Annotated in this window: 19 protein-coding genes and 1 riboswitch; of the genes, 3 read left to right on the top strand and 16 right to left on the bottom strand. The window is 53.8% G+C overall.

What is annotated here, in order from left to right:
- Window positions 1-240: 240 nt before the first annotated feature.
- The 11 genes from F1379_RS14770 to F1379_RS14720 form a co-directional block, all read right to left on the bottom strand.
- Window positions 241-765 carry a redoxin domain-containing protein gene (locus tag F1379_RS14770; RefSeq protein ID WP_150270980.1) on the bottom strand — a complete coding sequence of 175 codons (525 nt, stop codon included), beginning with the start codon at window positions 763-765 and terminating at the stop codon, window positions 241-243.
- Between the two features lie 110 nt (window positions 766-875).
- Complete coding sequence (locus tag F1379_RS14765) at window positions 876-1,634, bottom strand: pseudouridine synthase (RefSeq protein WP_150270978.1); 759 nt, start codon at window positions 1,632-1,634, stop codon at window positions 876-878.
- Between the two features lie 20 nt (window positions 1,635-1,654).
- The gene (locus tag F1379_RS14760) at window positions 1,655-1,999 is read right to left on the bottom strand and encodes an N-acetylmuramoyl-L-alanine amidase (RefSeq protein WP_150270976.1); all 345 of its coding nucleotides are present in this window, start codon (window positions 1,997-1,999) and stop codon (window positions 1,655-1,657) included.
- 217 nt (window positions 2,000-2,216) lie between these two features.
- The gene (locus F1379_RS14755; protein WP_162551171.1) at window positions 2,217-3,389 is read right to left on the bottom strand and encodes a copper amine oxidase N-terminal domain-containing protein; all 1,173 of its coding nucleotides are present in this window, start codon (window positions 3,387-3,389) and stop codon (window positions 2,217-2,219) included.
- A 154-nt stretch (window positions 3,390-3,543) separates the two neighbouring features.
- Window positions 3,544-4,077 carry a spore maturation protein gene (locus tag F1379_RS14750; RefSeq protein ID WP_150270972.1) on the bottom strand — a complete coding sequence of 178 codons (534 nt, stop codon included), beginning with the start codon at window positions 4,075-4,077 and terminating at the stop codon, window positions 3,544-3,546.
- A 7-nt stretch (window positions 4,078-4,084) separates the two neighbouring features.
- On the bottom strand, window positions 4,085-4,747 hold the full coding sequence (locus F1379_RS14745; RefSeq protein WP_150270970.1) for a nucleoside recognition domain-containing protein: 663 nt from the start codon (window positions 4,745-4,747) through the stop codon (window positions 4,085-4,087).
- Window positions 4,748-4,808: 61 nt separating this feature from the next.
- Window positions 4,809-5,987: a D-alanyl-D-alanine carboxypeptidase family protein gene (locus tag F1379_RS14740; protein WP_203457099.1), complete on the bottom strand. Its 1,179-nt coding sequence runs from the start codon at window positions 5,985-5,987 to the stop codon at window positions 4,809-4,811.
- Between the two features lie 211 nt (window positions 5,988-6,198).
- Window positions 6,199-6,690, bottom strand: a complete 492-nt coding sequence (gene ytfJ, locus F1379_RS14735; RefSeq protein ID WP_150270966.1) for a GerW family sporulation protein — start codon at window positions 6,688-6,690, stop codon at window positions 6,199-6,201.
- A 108-nt stretch (window positions 6,691-6,798) separates the two neighbouring features.
- On the bottom strand, window positions 6,799-7,497 hold the full coding sequence (locus F1379_RS14730) for a DUF2953 domain-containing protein (protein ID WP_150270964.1): 699 nt from the start codon (window positions 7,495-7,497) through the stop codon (window positions 6,799-6,801).
- Between the two features lie 177 nt (window positions 7,498-7,674).
- Window positions 7,675-8,277 (bottom strand): SMC-Scp complex subunit ScpB, encoded by a 603-nt coding sequence (gene scpB, locus F1379_RS14725; protein WP_150270962.1) that lies wholly within the window; start codon window positions 8,275-8,277, stop codon window positions 7,675-7,677.
- Window positions 8,246-9,037 (bottom strand): segregation and condensation protein A, encoded by a 792-nt coding sequence (locus tag F1379_RS14720; RefSeq protein WP_150270960.1) that lies wholly within the window; start codon window positions 9,035-9,037, stop codon window positions 8,246-8,248. Before F1379_RS14720 ends, scpB begins: the two co-directional genes overlap by 32 nt.
- A 348-nt stretch (window positions 9,038-9,385) precedes the next feature.
- Between F1379_RS14720 and F1379_RS14715 the strand changes: the two genes are divergently transcribed.
- A complete protein-coding gene (locus F1379_RS14715) occupies window positions 9,386-10,390 on the top strand; it encodes a hypothetical protein (protein ID WP_150270958.1) in 1,005 nt (334 codons plus the stop codon).
- Between the two features lie 21 nt (window positions 10,391-10,411).
- The gene (locus tag F1379_RS29770; protein WP_162551170.1) at window positions 10,412-10,582 is read left to right on the top strand and encodes a hypothetical protein; all 171 of its coding nucleotides are present in this window, start codon (window positions 10,412-10,414) and stop codon (window positions 10,580-10,582) included.
- Between the two features lie 445 nt (window positions 10,583-11,027).
- Here F1379_RS29770 and ribH read toward each other — a convergent pair whose 3' ends face one another.
- The 5 genes from ribH to F1379_RS14690 all read right to left on the bottom strand — a co-directional run bounded on the left by ribH (window position 11,028) and on the right by F1379_RS14690 (window position 18,916).
- Entirely contained in the window at window positions 11,028-11,495 is a 468-nt protein-coding gene (gene ribH, locus F1379_RS14710; RefSeq protein WP_150271130.1) for a 6,7-dimethyl-8-ribityllumazine synthase, read from the bottom strand.
- A 41-nt stretch (window positions 11,496-11,536) separates the two neighbouring features.
- The gene (locus F1379_RS14705; protein ID WP_150270956.1) at window positions 11,537-12,790 is read right to left on the bottom strand and encodes a bifunctional 3,4-dihydroxy-2-butanone-4-phosphate synthase/GTP cyclohydrolase II; all 1,254 of its coding nucleotides are present in this window, start codon (window positions 12,788-12,790) and stop codon (window positions 11,537-11,539) included.
- 61 nt (window positions 12,791-12,851) lie between these two features.
- Window positions 12,852-13,520 carry a riboflavin synthase gene (ribE, locus tag F1379_RS14700; RefSeq protein ID WP_150270954.1) on the bottom strand — a complete coding sequence of 223 codons (669 nt, stop codon included), beginning with the start codon at window positions 13,518-13,520 and terminating at the stop codon, window positions 12,852-12,854.
- A gap of 109 nt (window positions 13,521-13,629) precedes the next feature.
- Window positions 13,630-14,736, bottom strand: a complete 1,107-nt coding sequence (gene ribD, locus F1379_RS14695; protein ID WP_150270952.1) for a bifunctional diaminohydroxyphosphoribosylaminopyrimidine deaminase/5-amino-6-(5-phosphoribosylamino)uracil reductase RibD — start codon at window positions 14,734-14,736, stop codon at window positions 13,630-13,632.
- Window positions 14,737-14,969: 233 nt separating this feature from the next.
- A riboswitch (FMN riboswitch) is annotated at window positions 14,970-15,150 on the bottom strand.
- Between the two features lie 205 nt (window positions 15,151-15,355).
- Entirely contained in the window at window positions 15,356-18,916 is a 3,561-nt protein-coding gene (locus F1379_RS14690; protein ID WP_162551169.1) for an LPXTG cell wall anchor domain-containing protein, read from the bottom strand.
- 373 nt (window positions 18,917-19,289) lie between these two features.
- Between F1379_RS14690 and F1379_RS14685 the strand changes: the two genes are divergently transcribed.
- Window positions 19,290-20,048 (top strand): YwaF family protein, encoded by a 759-nt coding sequence (locus tag F1379_RS14685; RefSeq protein ID WP_239004678.1) that lies wholly within the window; start codon window positions 19,290-19,292, stop codon window positions 20,046-20,048.
- Window positions 20,049-20,051: the final 3 nt, after the last annotated feature.

Genomic DNA, 20,051 nt, shown 5'->3' with positions numbered 1-20,051 from the left:
CGAGCCATGCAGTACCTGGCGCTCCCCTTCCGGGAATCGACGAAAACCGCCCTGATTCGCTATGGTAAGTTGCCTCATCCGGCCGTATTTTATAACTCACTTTCCCTATTGTACTATCTTCCCGCCCGGGGCTGTCAACGGTTACGTTACCGGAGGTGAGTCGGAACTCCTAATACCTATATACCCATTGGCGGCATACGTAAAAAAGGTATCACAGGCCCATCAGCTGCAGGCCTGCCCTCAGTCTCCAACCAGCTTCCTGATCTGCGTATCGAGTACATTTGCATCCAGCTGGCCGATATGGATGTTGGCTACTTTCCCATTTTTATTAATGAAGAAAGTCGTAGGCAGCGGCGAAACACCGTAACTCTGCACCGCATCGCGGTCTTTGTCCATAATAACCGGAAAATCGATGCCGACCTGTTTCACGAAGTTCTCGACTGTAGCCCGGTCTTCGGCAACATTTACACCGACAACCGCTACACCACGTTCACGGTATTTCTCCCAGCCAGCCTGCAGCACAGGCATTTCTTTGACACAGGGGGCACACCAGGAGCCCCAAAAGTTGAGCACGACAGCCTTGTCCTTGTAGTCTTCCAGCGTATGCAGCGTACCGTCCAGCCCGTACAGCTTGAAGCCGGGAGCCTTGACGCCTTCCCGGGCAGGACCAGCGCCTCCGAACGCCGAGGAAGCGATTGCATATCCTCCGAGCACCAGGAGCAGCACCAGAATAACAACCTGTAACGGCTTTTTCGCTGTGCCCAACAGAAATCCTCCTTCTGTGACGCAATTCATTACTTCAGTTTTTAGGTGTGAACATCCTATGAACATTATAACGAATATGGCCACAGATTTAGGAGGAGTAAATGTGAACATTATGTGTCTTTACGGGTTTGATTTGCTTTCAGCAGGCCTGCCTTGGCAGTTTGCTTCAGATGGTTAATCTCATCCTTGGTCAGATGGCGGAAGCTGCCGCGCTTCAGGTTCTGCAGCAGAATATCCCCGAAGGAAATCCGCTTGAGCCGGATCACCGGGTGGTTGATCGCTTCAAACATCCTGCGCACCTGACGGTTGCGTCCTTCATGAATGGTAATGCTGATGACGGATTCCTTACTGGCTTCATCGATATCCTTATATTCGACTTCCGCCGGAGCGGTCATCCCGTCCTCCAGCTTGATGCCGGCCTTCAGCTTGTCCAGCGAGGTGCCATGGGGCACCCCTTTGACCGTAGCCAGATACGTCTTCGGCACATGGTGCTTCGGATGCGTGAGCAGATTGGCGAACTCGCCGTCATTGGTCAACAGCAAAAGTCCCTCCGTATCATAATCCAGCCGGCCGATCGGGTAGACCCGCTCCGTGATTCCCTTCAGATAATCCGTCACCACTTTACGGCCCTTGGGGTCCGATGCGCTGGTGATCACACCTTTAGGCTTATTGAACATCAAGTAGATTTTATTCTCGCTGCGGATCGGTTTGCCTGATACTTTGATGACATCCTGTTCAGGATCCACCTTGGTACCGAGTTCGGTCACGGTCTCACCGTTGACCTCAACCTTCCCGGCCAAAATCAATTCTTCGCATTTGCGTCTGGACGCAATACCTGCCTGCGCCAAAACTTTCTGTAATCTTTCCATTTTCGACTAGTCACCTCAGACTAATGATAACCATCAGCGGGATAAATCACAAGCTCCTTCCATGGAAAATACGCTCCGGGACATGAATCGTCATGCCCTTCCACCAAGAGCGGCGAAATCCGGTAACGCGCTGCCAGCTCCAGGATCAGCTTGCCTGCCGCAAACAGCTGCTGACCTCGCCCTGCAGGCTCCGGCACCGTGTCTGGTGAACTGTAATCTCCTTCCAGGCAAATGTGGATATATTCGGGATCCGTCAGCAACGGGGCGGCATAAATCCCCCCTTCCTTCGCGATCCAGAAGTCAAAGCCTTTGCCGTTGATCGATGAGCAGCGGGAATGATGCAGAATAAAGCCCTTGTAGTCCAACCCTATCGGCCTCCTCCGTTATGCTGCAATAGCATATGACGGATAGAAGTTCAGGGTGCCAGGAAGGATTTGTCTGCGGGAGCCCGGATTGAATGACCTGTTCATAGCAAAAATCCCCGCCAAATCACGGACAGCCCCCGGAGGCTGAAGCGCGTTGACGGGGATTCGGACAGCAGGCGGGCATTCAGCCGCCTTAAATGCTAACCGCTTCGTGCAATTACAGTTCTTCGCTGCTGATCAGGTAGGTTGGCCCGAGTTGCCAGGAACCGTCTTCGCCCTTGACCAGCATCATTACGGAAGCGGCGCGGTTATTCTTGAATTCCGGACCCTTCAGCTTCTTCGTTGTCTGAATGACGTATACGGCAGCCTGGCTGTCCGTGTAATCGATGATCTTGGCCGATTCCAGCGTATAGGAAAGATCATAGGTCTGGAATATCTGGCTGTACAACTGCTTGGCCTGTTCATATTCCGCTGTTCCCGCCGTGAGATCAGCCAGCAGGCCGTCTATATTTTCCTCATTGGAATATTTATAGTTCAACTCCAGCTCAGCCAGAATCGCGCTCTCGGCCTCCTTCGGTACAGCAGGTGTGGCACTAAGCACATTCTGGGGCACGCTATACTGCGCTGCATTGATCTGGACACCGCTGATCTTCCAACCGGCATCCGTGTTAACCAGTGAGTAGATATACTCGGATGTACTATCCGGCATGAACAGTCCGCCCACCCGGCGGGAAGTCTCCACAGTCCGGACTACAGCTTCCTTCTGATCTGCACTTACAATGTCCAGCTGGTCGACGGATACACTGAGATCATACAGCTCCATTTGGGCCTTAATGCTCTCTTCTGCGGCGGCCAGCGGCGAGGAAGGATCAAGCAAGGCCATGAATCCGGCGGCATCCTCCTGATTGGAGACAGTGACATACCGTTCGAATAATTCGGCAATCCCGGCCGTATCCGCTGCAGGCTTGGAAGTCACCGAGATGAGCGATGCCTTGGGGTTCCAGCCTACCTCAACGCCGGCCGCTTCGCTGACAAAACGGAGCGGCACATAAACCGCGCCGCGGATCAGCTGCGGAGCCACAATCAGCTTCTTCGTCTGACCGTTGACCACGGCTGTATTCTTGCCGATCTGCAGCTGAATGCTGAACCCTTCCTTTGTACCGGTAATTTGGCCGGTTTTGGGATTCCAGCCGATCTTCAGGCCAAGGCCTTCAAATAATGGACGAAGCGGGACGAGAATTGTATTATTTTGCTGGACCGGATGGTTCCCTTTGAGGTCGATTTTCTTCTGGTCAATCTGCACGGTGATCGGTTTGTCGGCTGCGGAAGCAGGGGCCACCAGCGTGACGGACAGGATCAGGCTTGCAATAAAAGCAGGCAATATTCTCATGGATGCAGTCTCCTTTGGACGGTTATGTACAATCCTACCCATTCTAGCGGGTATACCGGGCAAAGGCGATATCCAGCAGTGCCTATTTACCTATAGCTGCAATTCCGGTATAATATAACACCGAAATTCGCTATTTCAGATGCGCAATGGATTCTCAGCCAAAAACAAGCATACACACAGCAATCGCCGCGATGAAGCCGATCAGATCAGAGAAGAGACCGACCTTCAGCGCATATCGGCCATTGCGTATCCCTACTGCGCCGAAATAGACGGTCAATACATATAAAGTTGTATCCGTACTGCCCTGGATGGTGGAAGCGATCATTCCGATCAGGGAGTCCGGGCCGTGGACACGGATCAGGTCGGTCGTGTAGGCCAGTGAACCGGTGCCGGTGAGCGGACGGAGCAAGCCGAGCGGCAACACTTCCGCCGGTACGCCGAGCCGGCCCAGCAGCGGAGCGATAAAGCCCATCAGGAAGTCGAGCGCCCCGGAAGCGCGGAAGACGCTGATGGCGACCAGCATGCCGACCAGATGCGGGATTACGGCAATCGCCGTGCCGAAGCCTTCCTTGGCTCCGCCGACAAAGGAATCGTATACCGGCACCTTCCGGTAATAGGCATACAGCGGAATAAAGGTTATCATCACCGGGATCGCCCAGGCCGAGATCAGGCTAATGAGCTGTAGCACGGAAGACTCACCCTTTCATGGAGGAATGCGGTACGGCCGGACCGCCGCCGGCGCTGCCTGTCCGCACTGCGGGCGGCCTCGGCGGCCTGCGCAGCAGCGTTAGCCTGCGGTAGAAACGGTCGGCCGCGATGGCGGCGATGGTTGCCACCGCCGTTGCCGCCAGTGTCGTGCCGACAATGCCGGCAGGCTCCGCCGAGCCGTAGTTCAGCCTCACAGCAATCAAGGTTGCCGGAATGAGCGTAATGCTCGCGGTATTGAGCGCAAGCAGTGTGCACATGGCCGGAGTCGCCGTCTCCTTATCGGGGTTCAGCGTCTGCAGCTCCTGCATCGCCTTGATGCCCATAGGCGTTGCGGCGTTGCCCAGCCCCAGCAGATTCGCGCTCATGTTGGAGAGGATGTAACCGATAGCCGGATGGCCTTTCGGCACATCGGGGAACAGAAAAGACACTACAGGGCCCAGCACTCTGGCGATGATCTTCATCAGTCCCCCGTCCTCCGCTACCCGCATCATTCCCATCCAGAAGACCAGCACACTGATCAGCCCGAAGCTGACCGTCACCCCGTTCTTGGCTCCGTCAAATATCGCCGCCGTAAATTCATCCATCCGCCCGTTGACCGCAGCGAATACAAAGCCGATCAGAATCATGCCCAGCCAGATTCCGTTAATCATTGCCGAACCTCCCCCTTTGCCGCCCTGCTATGTCCGGAGTCACGTGTGGCCACCTGCCTCCTTACCCTAACCGGAACAGTGCCCGCAGTGCGCTGCCCAGCGCCTGCAGCCAGTTATCCGCCGGGTACGGCGCGGCTCCGGCGTCGCTGTATTTCTTCATATATGCCGACTGCTCCGGCGGCAGCCGCTGCGGGTCATACACCGGAATCCGTCCGATGACCCTGCCGCCAAGCTCCACAATCAATGCCCCTTTAAGCCCAAAGCTGGTTGGCGCCTCCGCACGGACCTGATCGTCGAGCACAAGCCTGGTGTTCAGCCGGGCCTCCTCCCCCTGCCCCAGCGGATAGGCGAAGCTCTTGCCGGTAACCAGCGGGTAACCTTCGATGCTTTCTCCGCGCTGCACCAGATTCTTGAGCGGATAATGGTTGAAGCCGTAGTCCAGCAGGGCGGCATGATCATTCCAGTCATTGCCGTCGTTCAGCGTTACTGCCACCAGCTGCTGCCCGCCCCGGGTCGCCGAGCTGACCAGACAGCGCAGCGCTTTTTTGGTGTAACCGGTCTTCACACCGTCCGCACCCTCATACAGGCGCAGCATTTTATTTTTATTGGCCCATTTATAGTCCCATTTCTCATAGGGGTTATCCGCTGTCTTCACCGGAGTGCCGACAATCTCCTTGAAGACCGGATTATGCATTGCGTAAGCGGTCAGCACCGCCAGATCATTCGCAGTGGAGTAATGCCCGTCGGCATCCAGACCATGCGGGTTGGCAAAATGCGTATGGGTGAGGCCAAGCTCCTCCGCTTTAGCGTTCATCAGGTACACGAAGCCCTGCTCCGTGCCGCCGACATGCTCGGCAATCGCCGTAGCCGCATCGTTCCCCGAACGCAGCATCAGCCCGTACAGCATATCCTCCAGGGACATTTCTTCGCCCAGCTTCAGATAGAGCGAGGAGCCTTCCTTGGCGAAGGCGTTCTTGCCCACCTTGACCTTGGAGGTCAGATCGCCGTTCTCGATGGCGACCAGCGCAGTCATGATTTTGGTCAGACTGGCGATCAGCATCGGCTCGTCTCCGCGGCTGCTGTATAGCATTCTCCCTGACTCTACATCAATCAGCGCAGCGGCCCTGGCATGGGTACTGACCGTGCTGTTCTCGGCCCGTACCGCAGCCAGCGGTATGCACAGCGTCAACAGCAGGGCAAATGGCAATATCAACGCGCGTCTCATCGTTAATGTGTTCATGTTCATCCTCCGGCTCTTTATCGGTTCTCGAACTGGCTCAGGTCGCTCCGAAACATCCTTGTGTTGTACAAGTGTATGCGGCCGAGCCTGCAGGTATGTCCGGCACGCCCAAACACAAAAAAGGGACACCGCCTGTATCAGGGCGATCTCCCTCTTATCCCCACATATTCACCTGCCCAGTCTACGCCGTGTACAGCGCAATACCGTTGTCTTAATGTGTTGACGGATTGCTGGTGACAGCCGGCTCGGACTTCACTGAAGGCTTGGGCGGCGTGTTGACCACTTCTGCGCCTACAGGCGTACCGTTTGGAAACATCCCCTGGATTTTGTCGATCAGATTGGGTGCGGCGTCGATCATTTTCTCGAACAGATGTGTCTGATTGTCCAGCGGCACAATATGCACCCCTTCTTTGCCTACAACGAGAAAAGCAATCGGACGAATGGATACCCCGCCGCCGCTGCCGCCGCCGAAGGGCAGCATTTTGACGCCGCCGTTTGCAGAGCCGTTGACACCCGGCGCATCATCCTCCACCCGGTAATCGCTCCCGCCGGCCGCAAAGCCGAAGGCCACCTTGCTGATCGGCAGAATGACGCTGCCATCCGGTGTCTCAACAGGATCACCGACAATCGTATTTACATCTACCATGCCTTTAATATTTTCCATCGCCGTCTGCATCAGACCTTGAATCGGATGATCGCTCATGATTATTCTCCTCCTGTGATGTGCTAAATGTTCCTAACGCTTTCTGTATTATGCACAGCAGGAGAAAGGAGTATGTATGAAGGAAGCGCAGAGCAGGGGCATGATCATTTATCCGGCATCGCGCTTTATTTGGCGGAGTAAACCAATCCACCGGGCCAGCCCGCCCTTAACCTTAAACACCCGTCTGATGAGCAGAAATACAGCATACAGCATATAAGACAGCGACAGCTTTCCGGTTCCTTCCATCAGAGTTGAAAAGAGCAGTTCATCCTGGAATACTGGTACAACAAACAGCCGCGGCTTACGCTGCAGGCGCACCCTCCCGGACAGCCAGCCGGCAGCGCTCCACTTCAGCCCCCACAAAGCCCCCGCCGCTGTCGCCGTATATGCCGCATCTCCGAGCGAGAAGTCGGTTGACCAGTCCAGCTTCGATATCCGGACATGGGATAAGAGATCGTTGATCCATTTCCGCAGACCCTTGGTTGCCTGAAGGGCCAGCTTGAACTCATCCATCCATTTCACAACGGCGTCTTTATCAATGTTCCCTTCTTTATCGGGCGTCTGCTTAAGCGGCCCCGCTCCGGTTTCCTCCAGCTTGACCTTTATCCCTTCCTGAAGTCCCTTGAACACCAGCTTGGGAACCTCATAATGGATTTTGACCAGTCCAAACAAAGCCCGGATATCGAATTCGATCCGGTCGTCTTTACCCTGACGGCGCAAGCGGAAATGAAAATGTATGGAAGAGCTTAGAATCAGTACCAGGACGATCAGCAGCAAGGCCAAAGGTATAACAAGCCATAAACTCACGGGATAACCTCCACGCAGCTAGGGAATGGGACATCTCTTGGATTAGTATGGCATTTAGGGCTGGAAAAAATTCGGCATATCGCATTATACGACAAAAAACCGCTGTTCCCGGTGGAACAGCGGTTTATAGCAGTATACTAGCTGAGGATAACAAATGATTACTGTTAAAGTTGCAATTTACTGCGGATCGACATCATCGAAGGTCATCTGGTTATCCAGCTTGCTGAACAGCAGCTGGGTTTCTTCTTCCAGATTATCGGTGATATCGGAAGCGGAAGGCTCCGGCAGCTCTTTCAGATTGGCCAGTCCGAAGCTGTCCAGAAAGGTCTTGGTCGTGCCATAGAGAATAGGGCGCCCGATAGCCTCGGCCCGGCCGACCTCCACAATCAAATCCTTGTTCACCAGCGTGTGCAGCGCCCGTTCGGATTTTACACCGCGGATCTCCTCAATCTCGACACGGGTAATCGGCTGGCGGTAGGCGATAATGGCCAGGGTCTCCAGCGCAGCCTGCGACAAGGAAGCGCGGGCCGGAGAATAAGCAAGCCGCTCGAAATACGGCGCGTGCTCGGGAAGTGTCGCCAGCCGGTAATTCCCGGCAATCTGCACCACCTGCAGCCCGCGTCCCTGGGATACGAACTCTTCCTTCAATTCTTCCAGAGCCCGTTCGGCAAGCTCCGCCCGCTGTTCAGTAATCTCCGCAATCTGGCGGGCGGAGAGGCCTTCATCTCCCGACAGGAACAGCAGCCCCTCAATAATCGATTTCAACATTTTGTAATCCACTGAAGTCTTCTCCCCCTCTCCATTCCATCACGATGTCTTCAAACAATTTCTCCTGGTAGCATACAATCGCCTTCATCTTCATCAATTCCAGAATGGCGAGAAAGGTCGTCACGATTTCATGGCGGGCCATTTCTTCATGCAGCAGTGCCGAGAAGCGGAGCCTGCCGCCCCTGCCCTTCTTCATCAGCGCATCGGAGACTTCGCGGATACGGTCCTTGACGGAGATCTCATCACGCGTAATCCGCTGGTAGGAGGTCCTTCTGGCCGCCTTGCTAAGCGCCTTGCGGAAAGCGGCAATCAGGTCGGAGGTATGCAGGCCCTTCAGCGTATTATCCAGCTGCACCGGCACAAAGGGGCCCAGATCCTCCGGCTCCTTCGTGAAGATCAGGCTGCGTTCACCCTCCATATCCAGCAGCTGCACGGCGATGCTCTTGATCTTGCGGTATTCGATCAGCCTCTGCACGAGTTCGGCCCGCGGATCGTAATCTTCGTCGTCATAATACTCGAAATCCTCAAACTCGATGACCGGCGGCTTTGGCAGCAGCATCTTGCTCTTGATTGACAACAGCGTCGCCGCCATGACCAGGAACTCGCTGGTCACTTCCAGCTCAAGCTCCTGCATATTCTGCAGATACTCCATGTACTGTTCGGTAATCTCGCTGACCGGAATGTCCTGGATGTCAATTTCCGCTTTATCTATCAAGTGCAAGAGCAGATCGAGCGGTCCTTCGAACGTCTCCAGCTTGTACAATACAGTCACGAGGGTGCCTCCCAATAAAAAAATGAAAGTGCAGCGCCGCAAAGAAATGGGACGCTACACAAGCAGAAAGAGTGCTTATAATCCATGCTTTCTTCTAATACCTTAGTTTAATTCTTTCGGACTCTTCCCGTCAACCTCATTGCACCTTCACCTCTGTATTGACACAGTTGCAATTTATAGCTTTTAGCCAGGCTACAAGCCTGATTTTAATATTCGAAATTAAGTAGACCCAGAAATGTTGTTAGTTATTTAACATCCAGAATTCTCCATTTGCGCTAACCTATTTTCTATCGGAACTTTTAGTGATAAAAATATCTTTCTTAATTAAGATTTTATGGAGATGATGGTATGAAGTCTAAGAAAGTTTTTATTCCGGATATACTTGTTGTTATTTCGTTAGTTTTATGGTTTTGGGGTTCTGAACTGGTAAAAAAGTTTTCAGAGGAGACATGGTTTAACCCTGTTACCCGATGGATGACGGAGCATTTGCAATTCCCTGTCCCTTTTTGGGCTGCTTTATTTATTGGTGGCACCATTATTTCTATTATGGTACGTATCTATAATGGAAGCATTGCAAACTTACAGGAGCAGGTTGAAGATGAAAAAAGATTGCTGGCAATTTTAAACGAGGAGCAGAAGCCGTTACAATTAAGATATTTATTGAGCAGAACTGCCCAAACCTTTGTTGAAACAAACCCATATGCTATAGCAGTTCAACTATTTCACTATGAAATTATAATTAGAAAAAATGAAACACGCATAATGGTTAAAAATATTGGTGAATACTCTAGAGAGGGTGAGAACGTCAATATTTTTTCCCAGCATTATTATTATGTTCCTACCAAGCTATATCGAATGTTGCTTACCGCCCAAAACGCGTTAAAAAATGGTAACACTATACCCACTATACAACTTGCTAACCGGATGAAAACATCATTACAGGACAAGTCAGTAAGTAGATATAAAGAATCAGATGCTATAAACTTTGCATTTTATAAAATCGCCCTTGCGATGTGGGGAATTCATCTTGGTGTCGAAATTGATTTGGATTTACCGGATAACAAAGTGCAGAGACTTGAAAGTTTGTTGCGTTCAGGAATCTTGATTGCCATACTTATTAATTTCACCTACTATGTTTTTTCTAATCATGGGTTTGATGAAAAGAAAGACCGAGTGTATTATGCTACTGATATTGAAACACCTCGTGACAAGCTTTTAGCGCTTATAATCTTTAGCCCTAGCCTAAATGATGAATTAAATGAATTAATAAGTTCCACCATGAGTGATGCAGACCAAGTTCTTCGTGCCCTATTAAAAAAAATATATTATAATATTAATGCTCAGCAGAATTAGCGTTATTAAGGAGGAGATAAAATGAAAATCACTGTACTCAGGGGAGAAGAAAAGCAAGAAGCGCTTCGTGAACTTCAAGCTTACGGTTATAAAACTAAACCTGCAAATACAATGAATAAATCAAAAACTAAAGCCTCCAATCCCTTATCCTTTTTCGGAAACCGCACAGAACGGATGAATGTACAAAATTAAATAGTTTGTTTATAATCCCTCTCCTCGCCACATACTATTTAGATAGGAGGGGAGGGATAACAATTAAACAAATCGATCATAATGAGCTGAAACTCCTCAAACAATATGGCTTTAAAATATCCACTTCGAGTCTGACACGAAAAAATGAATTGTACACTAAAATCTGTCCATCAGTGGAACACCCTATGAAGAAAAAAGAGAATGCTTCAGCTGTGCTTTGAGGGTATCCCGTTTGCGCGATATAGATTAAAACACCATACGAGTTATGCAGCCAGTCTTCTGAATTCAATCAGGGACTGGCTTTTTAATATCGTTTGAACGCAACCTGCGTTTTAATTATCTTCAACAGCATTCATTTTAAAGCAAAAACACCTCCAAGAGAAGTTCCTTTTCTTCCGAAAAAAGCTCCATTCTCTTGAAGGTATATGATTCGTTAAGAATTTCCTTATTTGAACAGCTTGTTCAGGTTCGCCATTTCGATGGCGGCGGTGGCGGCATCCCAGCCCTTGTTGCCGGCTTTGGTTCCGGAGCGCTCAATGGCCTGTTCAATGTTCTCGGTCGTCACTACACCGAAGATTGTCGGCACACCAGTCTTGAGGTTAATCTGGGCCACGCCTTTGGCTACCTCATTGCATACATAGTCATAATGCGTCGTCGATCCGCGGATGACAGTGCCCAAAGCGATAACAGCGTCATATTTGCCGCTTTCGGCCATCTTCTGGCAGATCAGCGGAATTTCGAATACGCCGGGAACCCAGGCCACATCCACTTCATCGTCAGCTACGCCGTGCCGTTTGAATGCATCCAAGGCGCCGGAGAGCAGCTTGCTCGTAATAAACTCATTGAAACGCCCAACCACAACACCGTATTTCAGTCCTTCGGAAACTAAATGTCCTTCATAGTAATTCGGCATATTCATTCATCAACCCTTCATTTATATAGTAAAAAATGTTGTTAAAGCTTGGAATTCTCGTTCTGCTCGATATTGTCGAACTTCAGCAGGTGGCCCAGCTTGGCCTGCTTGGTATGCAGATAATTCGTGTTGTCCTTGTTCTCCGGCATCTGGATCGGCACCCGTTCCACCACTTCCAGACCGTAGCCTTCCAGGCCTTTGATCTTACGCGGATTGTTGGTGAGCAGGCGGATCTGGCGTACACCGAGGTCCTTGAGAATCTGGGCGCCGATGCCGTAATCGCGCAGGTCTGCCGGGAAGCCCAGCTTCAGGTTGGCATCCACCGTGTCCAGCCCTTCCTCCTGCAGCTTATAGGCGCGCAGCTTGTTGATCAGGCCAATCCCCCGGCCCTCCTGGCGCATATAGAGCAGCACACCGCGACCGGCTTCTTCGATCTGGCGCAGCGCCGCTTCGAACTGCGGGCCGCAGTCGCAGCGGTGGGAGTGAAACACATCACCGGTCAGGCATTCGGAATGGACGCGGACCAGCACCGGTTCGTCGCCGGAGATGTCGCCCTTCACCAGTGCGACATGTTCCTTGTCGTCCACTTCGTTGGTGTAGGCCACCGTCTGGAATACGCCGAAATCGGTCGGCAGGTTAACCGCCACTTCCCGGTGCACCAGATGCTCCTTCTCGTTGCGGTAATGGATCAGATCCTTGATGCTGATCAGCTTAAGGTCATGCTTCTGCGCAATCTCAATCAGATCCGGCAGGCGGGCCATCGTGCCGTCGGTCTTGACAACCTCGCAGATGACGCCGGCCGGATAGGCGCCGCACATGCGGGCCAGGTCTACTGCGGCCTCCGTATGGCCGGAGCGGCGCAGCACGCCGCCTTTCTTGGCGATCAGAGGGAACATGTGGCCCGGCCGGCGGAAATCGGACGGCTTGGCGTTCGGGTCCATAATCGCTTTAATGGTCATGGAGCGCTCACCGGCGGAAATGCCGGTGGTGGTGTCTTTATGGTCGATGGATACGGTAAATGCGGTGCCGTGGTTATCGGTGTTCTGGACCACCATAGGCTGCAGGTCCAGCTCCTCCGCCCGTTCGGGCGTAATCGGCAGACAGACCAGACCGCGGCCTTCTGTAATCATAAAATTAATAACTTCCGGTGTCGCGCGTTCAGCCAGTGCGACGAAGTCGCCTTCATTCTCGCGGTCCTCATCGTCGACTACGATAATGACCTTGCCGCGCATCAAATCATAAATCGCATCCTCGATCCGGTCGAGAACGCTGTCTTGCCCTTGCTGCTCACTCATGGTACTTCCTCCTGTCGGCCCGGCGCAGCCTGCTTAGACTGGCGCAGAAGCCTGATCTTAATTATACGAACCCGTTGGCCGCCAGAAACTCATGGCTGATCCTGGAACTGCGCGCTTCCTCTTCTTCGCCCGTCCCCCTGCTGTAGTGGAGAAGATGATCCACATATTTGCCAAGGACATCGCATTCAATATTGACGCTGTCACCCGTGCGTTTATGAGCCAGTACCGTCTCCCCGAGCGTGTGCGGAATGATCGAGACGGTAAAAGCAGAAGCCGTCGTATTTACGACGGTGAGGCTGATGCCGTCAATGGTAATGGAGCCCTTGGGAATAATATATTTGAACAGCGAGCTGCGGTCCGGCGCAATTTCGAACACGATGGCGTTCTGGTCGCGCTTCAGGGAGCGGATCTCGGCAGTGCCGTCAACATGCCCCTGCACAATATGGCCGCCGAACCGCCCGCCGGCGGCCATAGCCCGTTCCAGATTCATACGGCTGCCGGTCCGCAGGTCCTTCAAGGTGCTGTTCCGGTAGGTTTGCGGCATCACATCGACTGTAAATGAATGCTCGCTGACCGAAGTCGCCGTCAGGCAGACCCCATTGACAGCTACGCTGTCACCAATCTTGAGATCGCTCATGATGACGGCAGCGCCGATATTCAGCACCATCATCTCGCCGCTGCCGCTTACGCCCCGCAGGACGCCTACCTCCTCAACCAATCCGGTGAACATGCAATCCCTCCTAACGATACAAAATCCGCACTCAGAAAATGTTAACCTGCTGATCGCCTAAACTACAGATCACATAAACCTACAGATCGCGTTAACACTCATGGGACTGTTATCCCAATACTACCGGCTTCCCGGTCATATAGACATTATCTCCGAGCACCTCTGCTTCCAGTCCCTCCAGCGTAATCGCCTCACGCATCAGCTCTACGCCCGGGAAATCGAAGGTACCCGGGGCAGCAGCGCCGCCGCCGACAATCTTCGGGGCAAAGAATAACGCTACCCGGTCCACATGTCCGCCTTGCAGCATTGCTCCGTTCAGCGTCCCGCCGCCCTCAAGCAATATGGAGCCGATCTCCAGCTCGCCCAGGCGGGCCATTGCAGCATCGAGGTCCACACGCGGACCTGCGCCGCAGGTCTCAACCTGAACGCCGGCAGCGGTCAGCGCCTCCTTCTTGACAGGATCGGATGCCTCGGTGGTAACGACCAGCGTCTTGGCCAGGCCGTCCGTAACGACAGCCGACTCCAGCGGAATCCGCAGAGAAGAGTCGATGACAATCCGGATCGGGCTGAGCGCCGGAACCTCCAGCCGGGTCGTCAGTGAAGGATTGTCGGCCAGGACCGTATTCACGCCAACCATAATTCCCTGATGCCGGTGCCGCAGCGTATGGACCAGCTCGCGTGACTGCGCATTCGAGATCCATTTGCTGTCGCCGGTGCGCGTTGCGATCTTCCCGTCCAGCGTACTGGCGCTCTTCAGGGTCACAAACGGCCGCTTCGTCAGGATGTACTTGATGAACTTCTCGTTCAGGCGGAGCGCCCGCTCCCGAAGCAGCCCGACCTCAACCTCTACGCCGTGCTCACGCAGCAGCGCAACGCCTCTTCCGGCCACCTGCGGATTGGGGTCCTCGCAGGCAACCACCACCCGCGCCACGCCTTCGTCGATCAGCCGCTGGCTGCAGGGCGGCGTCTTGCCGTAATGGCTGCACGGCTCCAGCGTCACATATGCGGTGCTGCCCTGCGCTTGACCGGCCGCCATGTTAAGCGCATGTACCTCGGCATGTCCACCCCCGCGCTGCAGATGCGTGCCCAGCCCGATCATTACACCATCCTTGACGACCACACAGCCGACGACGGGATTGATGCCGGTCTGGCCTTGCGCCCGTTCCGCCATATCCAGCGCCAGTGACATGTAGAATTCATCATTCATTTTATCCACGTAGCCTGCCTCCATTCTTGCCGGAATTTCTGTTGTATACCTGTGTGCAAATCAAAAACCCGCCATTGTCTCCGGGCTGGAGCCTTAGGGCGGGTTATACGAGAGGATTAGGGCAGTCCAAAAAAGATTCTGGGCAATCAGCCACAATGAACAACATTGTGAAAGTTAGCACAAATATTCCGGACGTACCGTTATTTCGGCGCTTCAGTCGAAAGTATACCTGAGGCTGCCGTTCTCTCCTTCTTCCATCCAGACTATACTGTCGGTCCCGGATTTGCACCAGGTCCACCGCTGACGGCTTCGCGCCGTAAGACGGGTCGCGGACTGATCGTAATCTCTGACGTGCCAGCAAAATAGCAGTCTGAGTTATGAATCACCGCCGGTAGGGAATTGCACCCTGCCCCGAAGGATTGCATCATGCAGTTGTAGTCATACCAAGTGTTGCCTACAACAAAATTATCACTTCACTGCCTGAAATGCAAGTGCAATTCCAAAAGTTACTTTATTTTTGTAACTTAAGAACCATTAACAACCTGCATCAGCCGCTCAGCGGTCGCAGGTCACACAAAACAGAAAGAAGCACCCGGACTCTAAAGTCCGGGTGCTTCCAGCCGAGAGGCTACTCTTGTTTGCGGCTGCGTCTATATACTCTGCTGAGGATGACACCGGCCAGAATCAGGCCGAGTCCGGTCAGATAGATTGGCAGCGGGCTGTTCTCACCGGTCTGCGGCAGTTGGCCGCCGGAATCGGTGACGGTGCCTTGCGGTACCTCATCATCGATCACAACTTCATCCGGTGTGGCGCCGCCTTGCGGTACCTCGTCGTCGATGATGATCTCATCGGGTGTACCGCCGCCTGTCACAGGCGGTGTCGGCGACACTGCCGGCGTCGTTACGCCGCCAGCCGGCACCTCTTCGTCATCGATGGTTACCCCTGGTACCGTCGTGCCGCCTGGTGTCGGCGCCGCTGTCGGCACCGGCGAGGCCGTTGCACTCGCCGTCGGTACCGGCGAGGTCGTTGCACTCGCCGTAGGTACCGGCGAGGCCGTTGCGCTCGCCGTCGGTACCGGCGAGGCCGTTGCACTCGCCGTCGGCACCGGCGAGGCCGTTGCGCTCGCCGTCGGCACCGGCGAGGTCGTTGCACTCGCCGTTGGTACCGGCGAGGTCGTTGCACTCGCCGTCGGCTCCGGCGAGGTCGATGCCGTTGGCACCGGCGTAGCCGTTGCTGTCGGCGCGACAGCGGTATTGTAGACCGCCAGATTCACGGCGGCAGAAGAACCGATGGTTACCGGGTATTCGGCGGAATCCCGGATGTATCCGGCAGGGGCTGCTGTCTCAATCAGGACATAGCTGCCCAGCCACAGGTTCCGGAAGACAGCGCCGCCTGCGGCATCCGTCGTCAGAGTATTCACCAGCACCCGGTCCGTCCCGTTCAGGCGGTATAGCTCGAAGGTCGCTCCGGCGAGCGGCGTGGTCCGGTCCGCGCCGTCCAGCTTGGCGACGATGAGGCTGCCTCTGACACCGCTGCCGGTGCCGGAGCCGCTCGAAACGCCGACAATGACTTCCTTGGTCGTGTCCTTCTCGACCAGAACTTCATTGCTTCCGCTGAAGGCGGCGGTATTGACCAGTTTGTCGCCTGTATTGGCATTGATCAGAGATTCATATTCCAGGATATACGCCGTATCAATGTCATGCAGGAAGCTCAATTCAAAGCTTTGCTTGCCTTCGCTGTCTGTCAGCACCTGCAAGGCATAATCGGTGCCCTTGGCCAGCTCCGGTCCGCTCTTGGTAACCTTGCCGTCAGGAGCTACAACCGTCGGATACAGGTGGAATGAATCCGGCAGCAGAAGCTGGTTATTGCTCGGCGTGTCGATGATTTTGGCATCCTTGACATGGGACTGTGAACGGTTGATCATCACGCTCCAGCCCACTTTATCGCCGCTTTGCACCCCATCCTTGACGATGTATTCCCCGCCGTATGGAATGGTCACCGAAGCGCGCAGCTCTTTGGACACACGCTTCGTCCCGTCCAGCAGTCTGGCGGCGTTGTCTACCTTCCCGGCGATCAGTTTGCCGTCCAGGCTGGTCTTGAACTCGATCACGTAAGGAGAATGGATCTCCGAGGCAAATTCAATCTTCAGTTCACCTCCGGCTACGGAATAGCTGTAGGCTGTTTCGCCCAGCACGGTGCCCCGTGAATAGTTGCCGTTCGCCTCAACGTTCAGGTTGTAAACCTTCAGGGAACCGGGAACCAGACTCTGTCCGGCAGTCAGCGTGTCGGAAACCACCGGGTCGGCTACGGTTTTGGCGTTATAGTTAACGCCGATGTTCCAGGTGATTTCTTTGGCAGCGGCGTTATAGCTGCCGTTCTTGAAGCCGTTGTTCTTGGATTCCGCACGCGGGATGAACAAGCCCTCAGCTGATGCCTCCCGCTTTCCTTCAATGTCCTTCCACTCCACTCTGGCCAAATTCTTGAAATCCTCCGTGCTGGCTACAATCCAGTCACTGTTGAAATAAGTCGTATAGGAGATGACATAAGGCCCGGATATCGGCGATTTGAATTTGACCTTGAAGCTGGCATTCGGCTGAACCGGAGAGGCATACTCCAGCGTATAGGCCGAGCCCGGCAGTACCGCTCCGCTAAGGCTCTTGACCGCTACAGATTCCGGAATAAGCTTCTGGCCGCCCTGCGGGAAGCCGTCGGTAACGACCACTTCCTTCATTGGCTGGCTGTCACCGTTAATGGTGACCTTCCACTCCGTCGTCTGATTCTTATAATTCACTCCGGACAAGGTCTTGTAAATGATCGCCGGCCGGATGACCTGCCGGGCCTCGTCGGTATACACGCTGTCCGTAACTGTGTTCGTAATGGTAGTGTCCTTGTAGACACGTCCGTCCGCCTTCGTCTTGTACTCGATAAGGTACGGGGAAGTGACATCGTGTTTGAAGGACAGCTCAAAGCCTTTCCGGTCCTCTTTGGTAACTACTTTGACGGTATAATCCGTATCCGGTACCAGCGGAGTCCCCTTCGTTACCTTTCCTGCCGCATCCAGTGTGACCGGGTACACGAGCAGCGAGTCCGGCACCAGGCTCACCAGATCATCGAAGAGATCGGTCAGCACGGCGTACTGCTGTGGAACCGTTCCGTTATTGTAGTTGTATTCGATGTTCCAGACGATGATCTGACTGCCCCACTGATAGTCGAAGACTTTCTTGTGCAGGCTGGGGCCGCGTTCGATGGTCACCGTCGCCGAAGCACTTGCCGGATCGCGGCCGTCTCCCGTCAGCGTTGCCGTATTGGTATAGCTGCTGTCATTACCGGTTACGTCTGTAGTATAGGCTATCCGGTATGCGCCCGTAATGACCGGTTCCGTGAAACGTACTACCAGCGCTCCGCCGGAGATTTCAGCCGTATATTTACCCGGGTCTACCAGCCCTCCTTGCACCGCAGTTCCATCCAGGCTTACATTCAGGCTGTATACGGCAACTGTAGCCGTACTAGGCAAAGCCAAGCCCGCAGGAACGGGATCGGTCACGATGGCGCCTGCGATGCTTTGGAGCCGCTTGTTGACATCAACCGTCCAATGGATCTCCCTGGCGTTGAAGCCGCTGGAAACCCCGGATTTCTCAATCACCGAGCCGGTCTGCGGCTGGAAGAGCACGACTATGGTTTCCGTTCCGCCATTGATCGGAAACAGGATCGGCACAGTGATGCTGCCGCCAATGACCGCCTTATCAAATTGCGTGTTGATACGCAGCGTGCCATGGACATTGTCGTGACTTTCTATGTAGCTGTTGAAGGTCAATGTCACCTGGTGGGTCGAATGACTTACGCTGAAGACACCCACATCGCCGTCATCCGAGGCGAGTGATCCGTTAATATCATTGAACAACTGGAATTGCTCAGGGAGCTGGAAGGTGAAAGTGTCGCCTGCGCTGTAGCCGTGTTCGTTCGGCAGCGCCCAGGTATAATCCAGCGTTACTGTGGAGTCGACATCATACACCGCTCCGGTAACCGTCTGTCCGTCCGGACCGTATACGGCCATGGATACACTGGTAATAATGTCTCGCTCTCCCTCGATCCCCGCCGCCGTTGCCTGCGGAGCCAGGCCTATGCCGGTTACAGTTTGCACAAACAGCATGAAGAGCACTACCGCCAAACTTATTCTTTTCTTCGCCATTCCCCGGAATCCCCCATTTCTGATTTGATTGTCAAGCCGTTTCATCCTCTCTTTGCAGCATATTCCCGGAACTGGCTTTCATGCTGTCTTTCTGCAAGTTACGGTTGAACATGGAAAAATGGTCATGCGGTCTTTCATTTAGCGCACACACGAAACGCACACACGGTGACTACACCGCCACAAGCTGCCTATATGTATGTATTCGAGGTTCCCGTGCCCTGTTATATGTAAGAAGCCGCAATTCTTCCTTTCCCGGTCAGCTTGAGCATTATATACTTATATCACCTATCCATAAGACTTTAGAATCAGAGAAACCGAGAATTTCATATTTTATTTTTGAAATGTTTCCGCTCCATCCCCGATCAGAAAGGCTGTGAGTCCTATCCGTCTGTTCGACCGTCACCGTGAAGCTGATTTTGTCATGTTCTCCCCGTCCCACTGGATCCTATTGGCGGTCATCGCCGGCCTGTGCCTGCTGCTGTATAAATCACGGTTTGCGCTACAGGCTTCACCTTCCCGCCGGCGCTTTTTTCGCATCCTGCTTGCCGCTTCTCTGCTCCTTTGTGAAGCAGGCCTGCATATTTGGTATGTCTCCCAGGGCATATGGAGAACATCGTCCTCCCTGCCCCTGGAGCTATGCGGGATCACGCTGCTGCTGTCAGCCGTCATGCTGCTGACCCGCAGCCGTCTGCTGTACTCCTTTCTGTTTTTTGCCGGTATCGGGGGAGCACTTATTGCGCTGCTGACGCCGAATCTGCTCTACCCTTTCCCGCATTTCCGCTTTCTGCTGTTCTTTATGGCCCACGGCGCGATTATCTGGGCCTCGCTGTACATGACCTGGGTGGAAGGCTTCCGCCCTTCCTGGAAGGGGATCGCTTTTACCATGCTGGTACTGAACCTTGTGGCTGCGCTGGTATACGGCTCCAATTCGCTGCTGGGCTCCAACTATATGTTCCTGATGCATAAACCCAGTACCGCGTCCGTCCTGGACTTCTTCGGGCCGTATCCCTATTATCTGCTGGTGGAGGAAGGGTTCGCGCTGCTGATCTTTGTGCTGATGTATGCCTGCTTTTTTGCGCTGCCTGAGCTTGCCGGCAGAAGACGGCGCAAGGATTCAATCAGGCGGAGGTGACCG

This window comes from Paenibacillus tepidiphilus (assembly GCF_008635795.1).
In the GTDB taxonomy this organism is placed as follows: domain Bacteria; phylum Bacillota; class Bacilli; order Paenibacillales; family Paenibacillaceae; genus Paenibacillus_AQ; species Paenibacillus_AQ tepidiphilus.
This window is presented reverse-complemented; position numbering and strand designations above follow the sequence as displayed.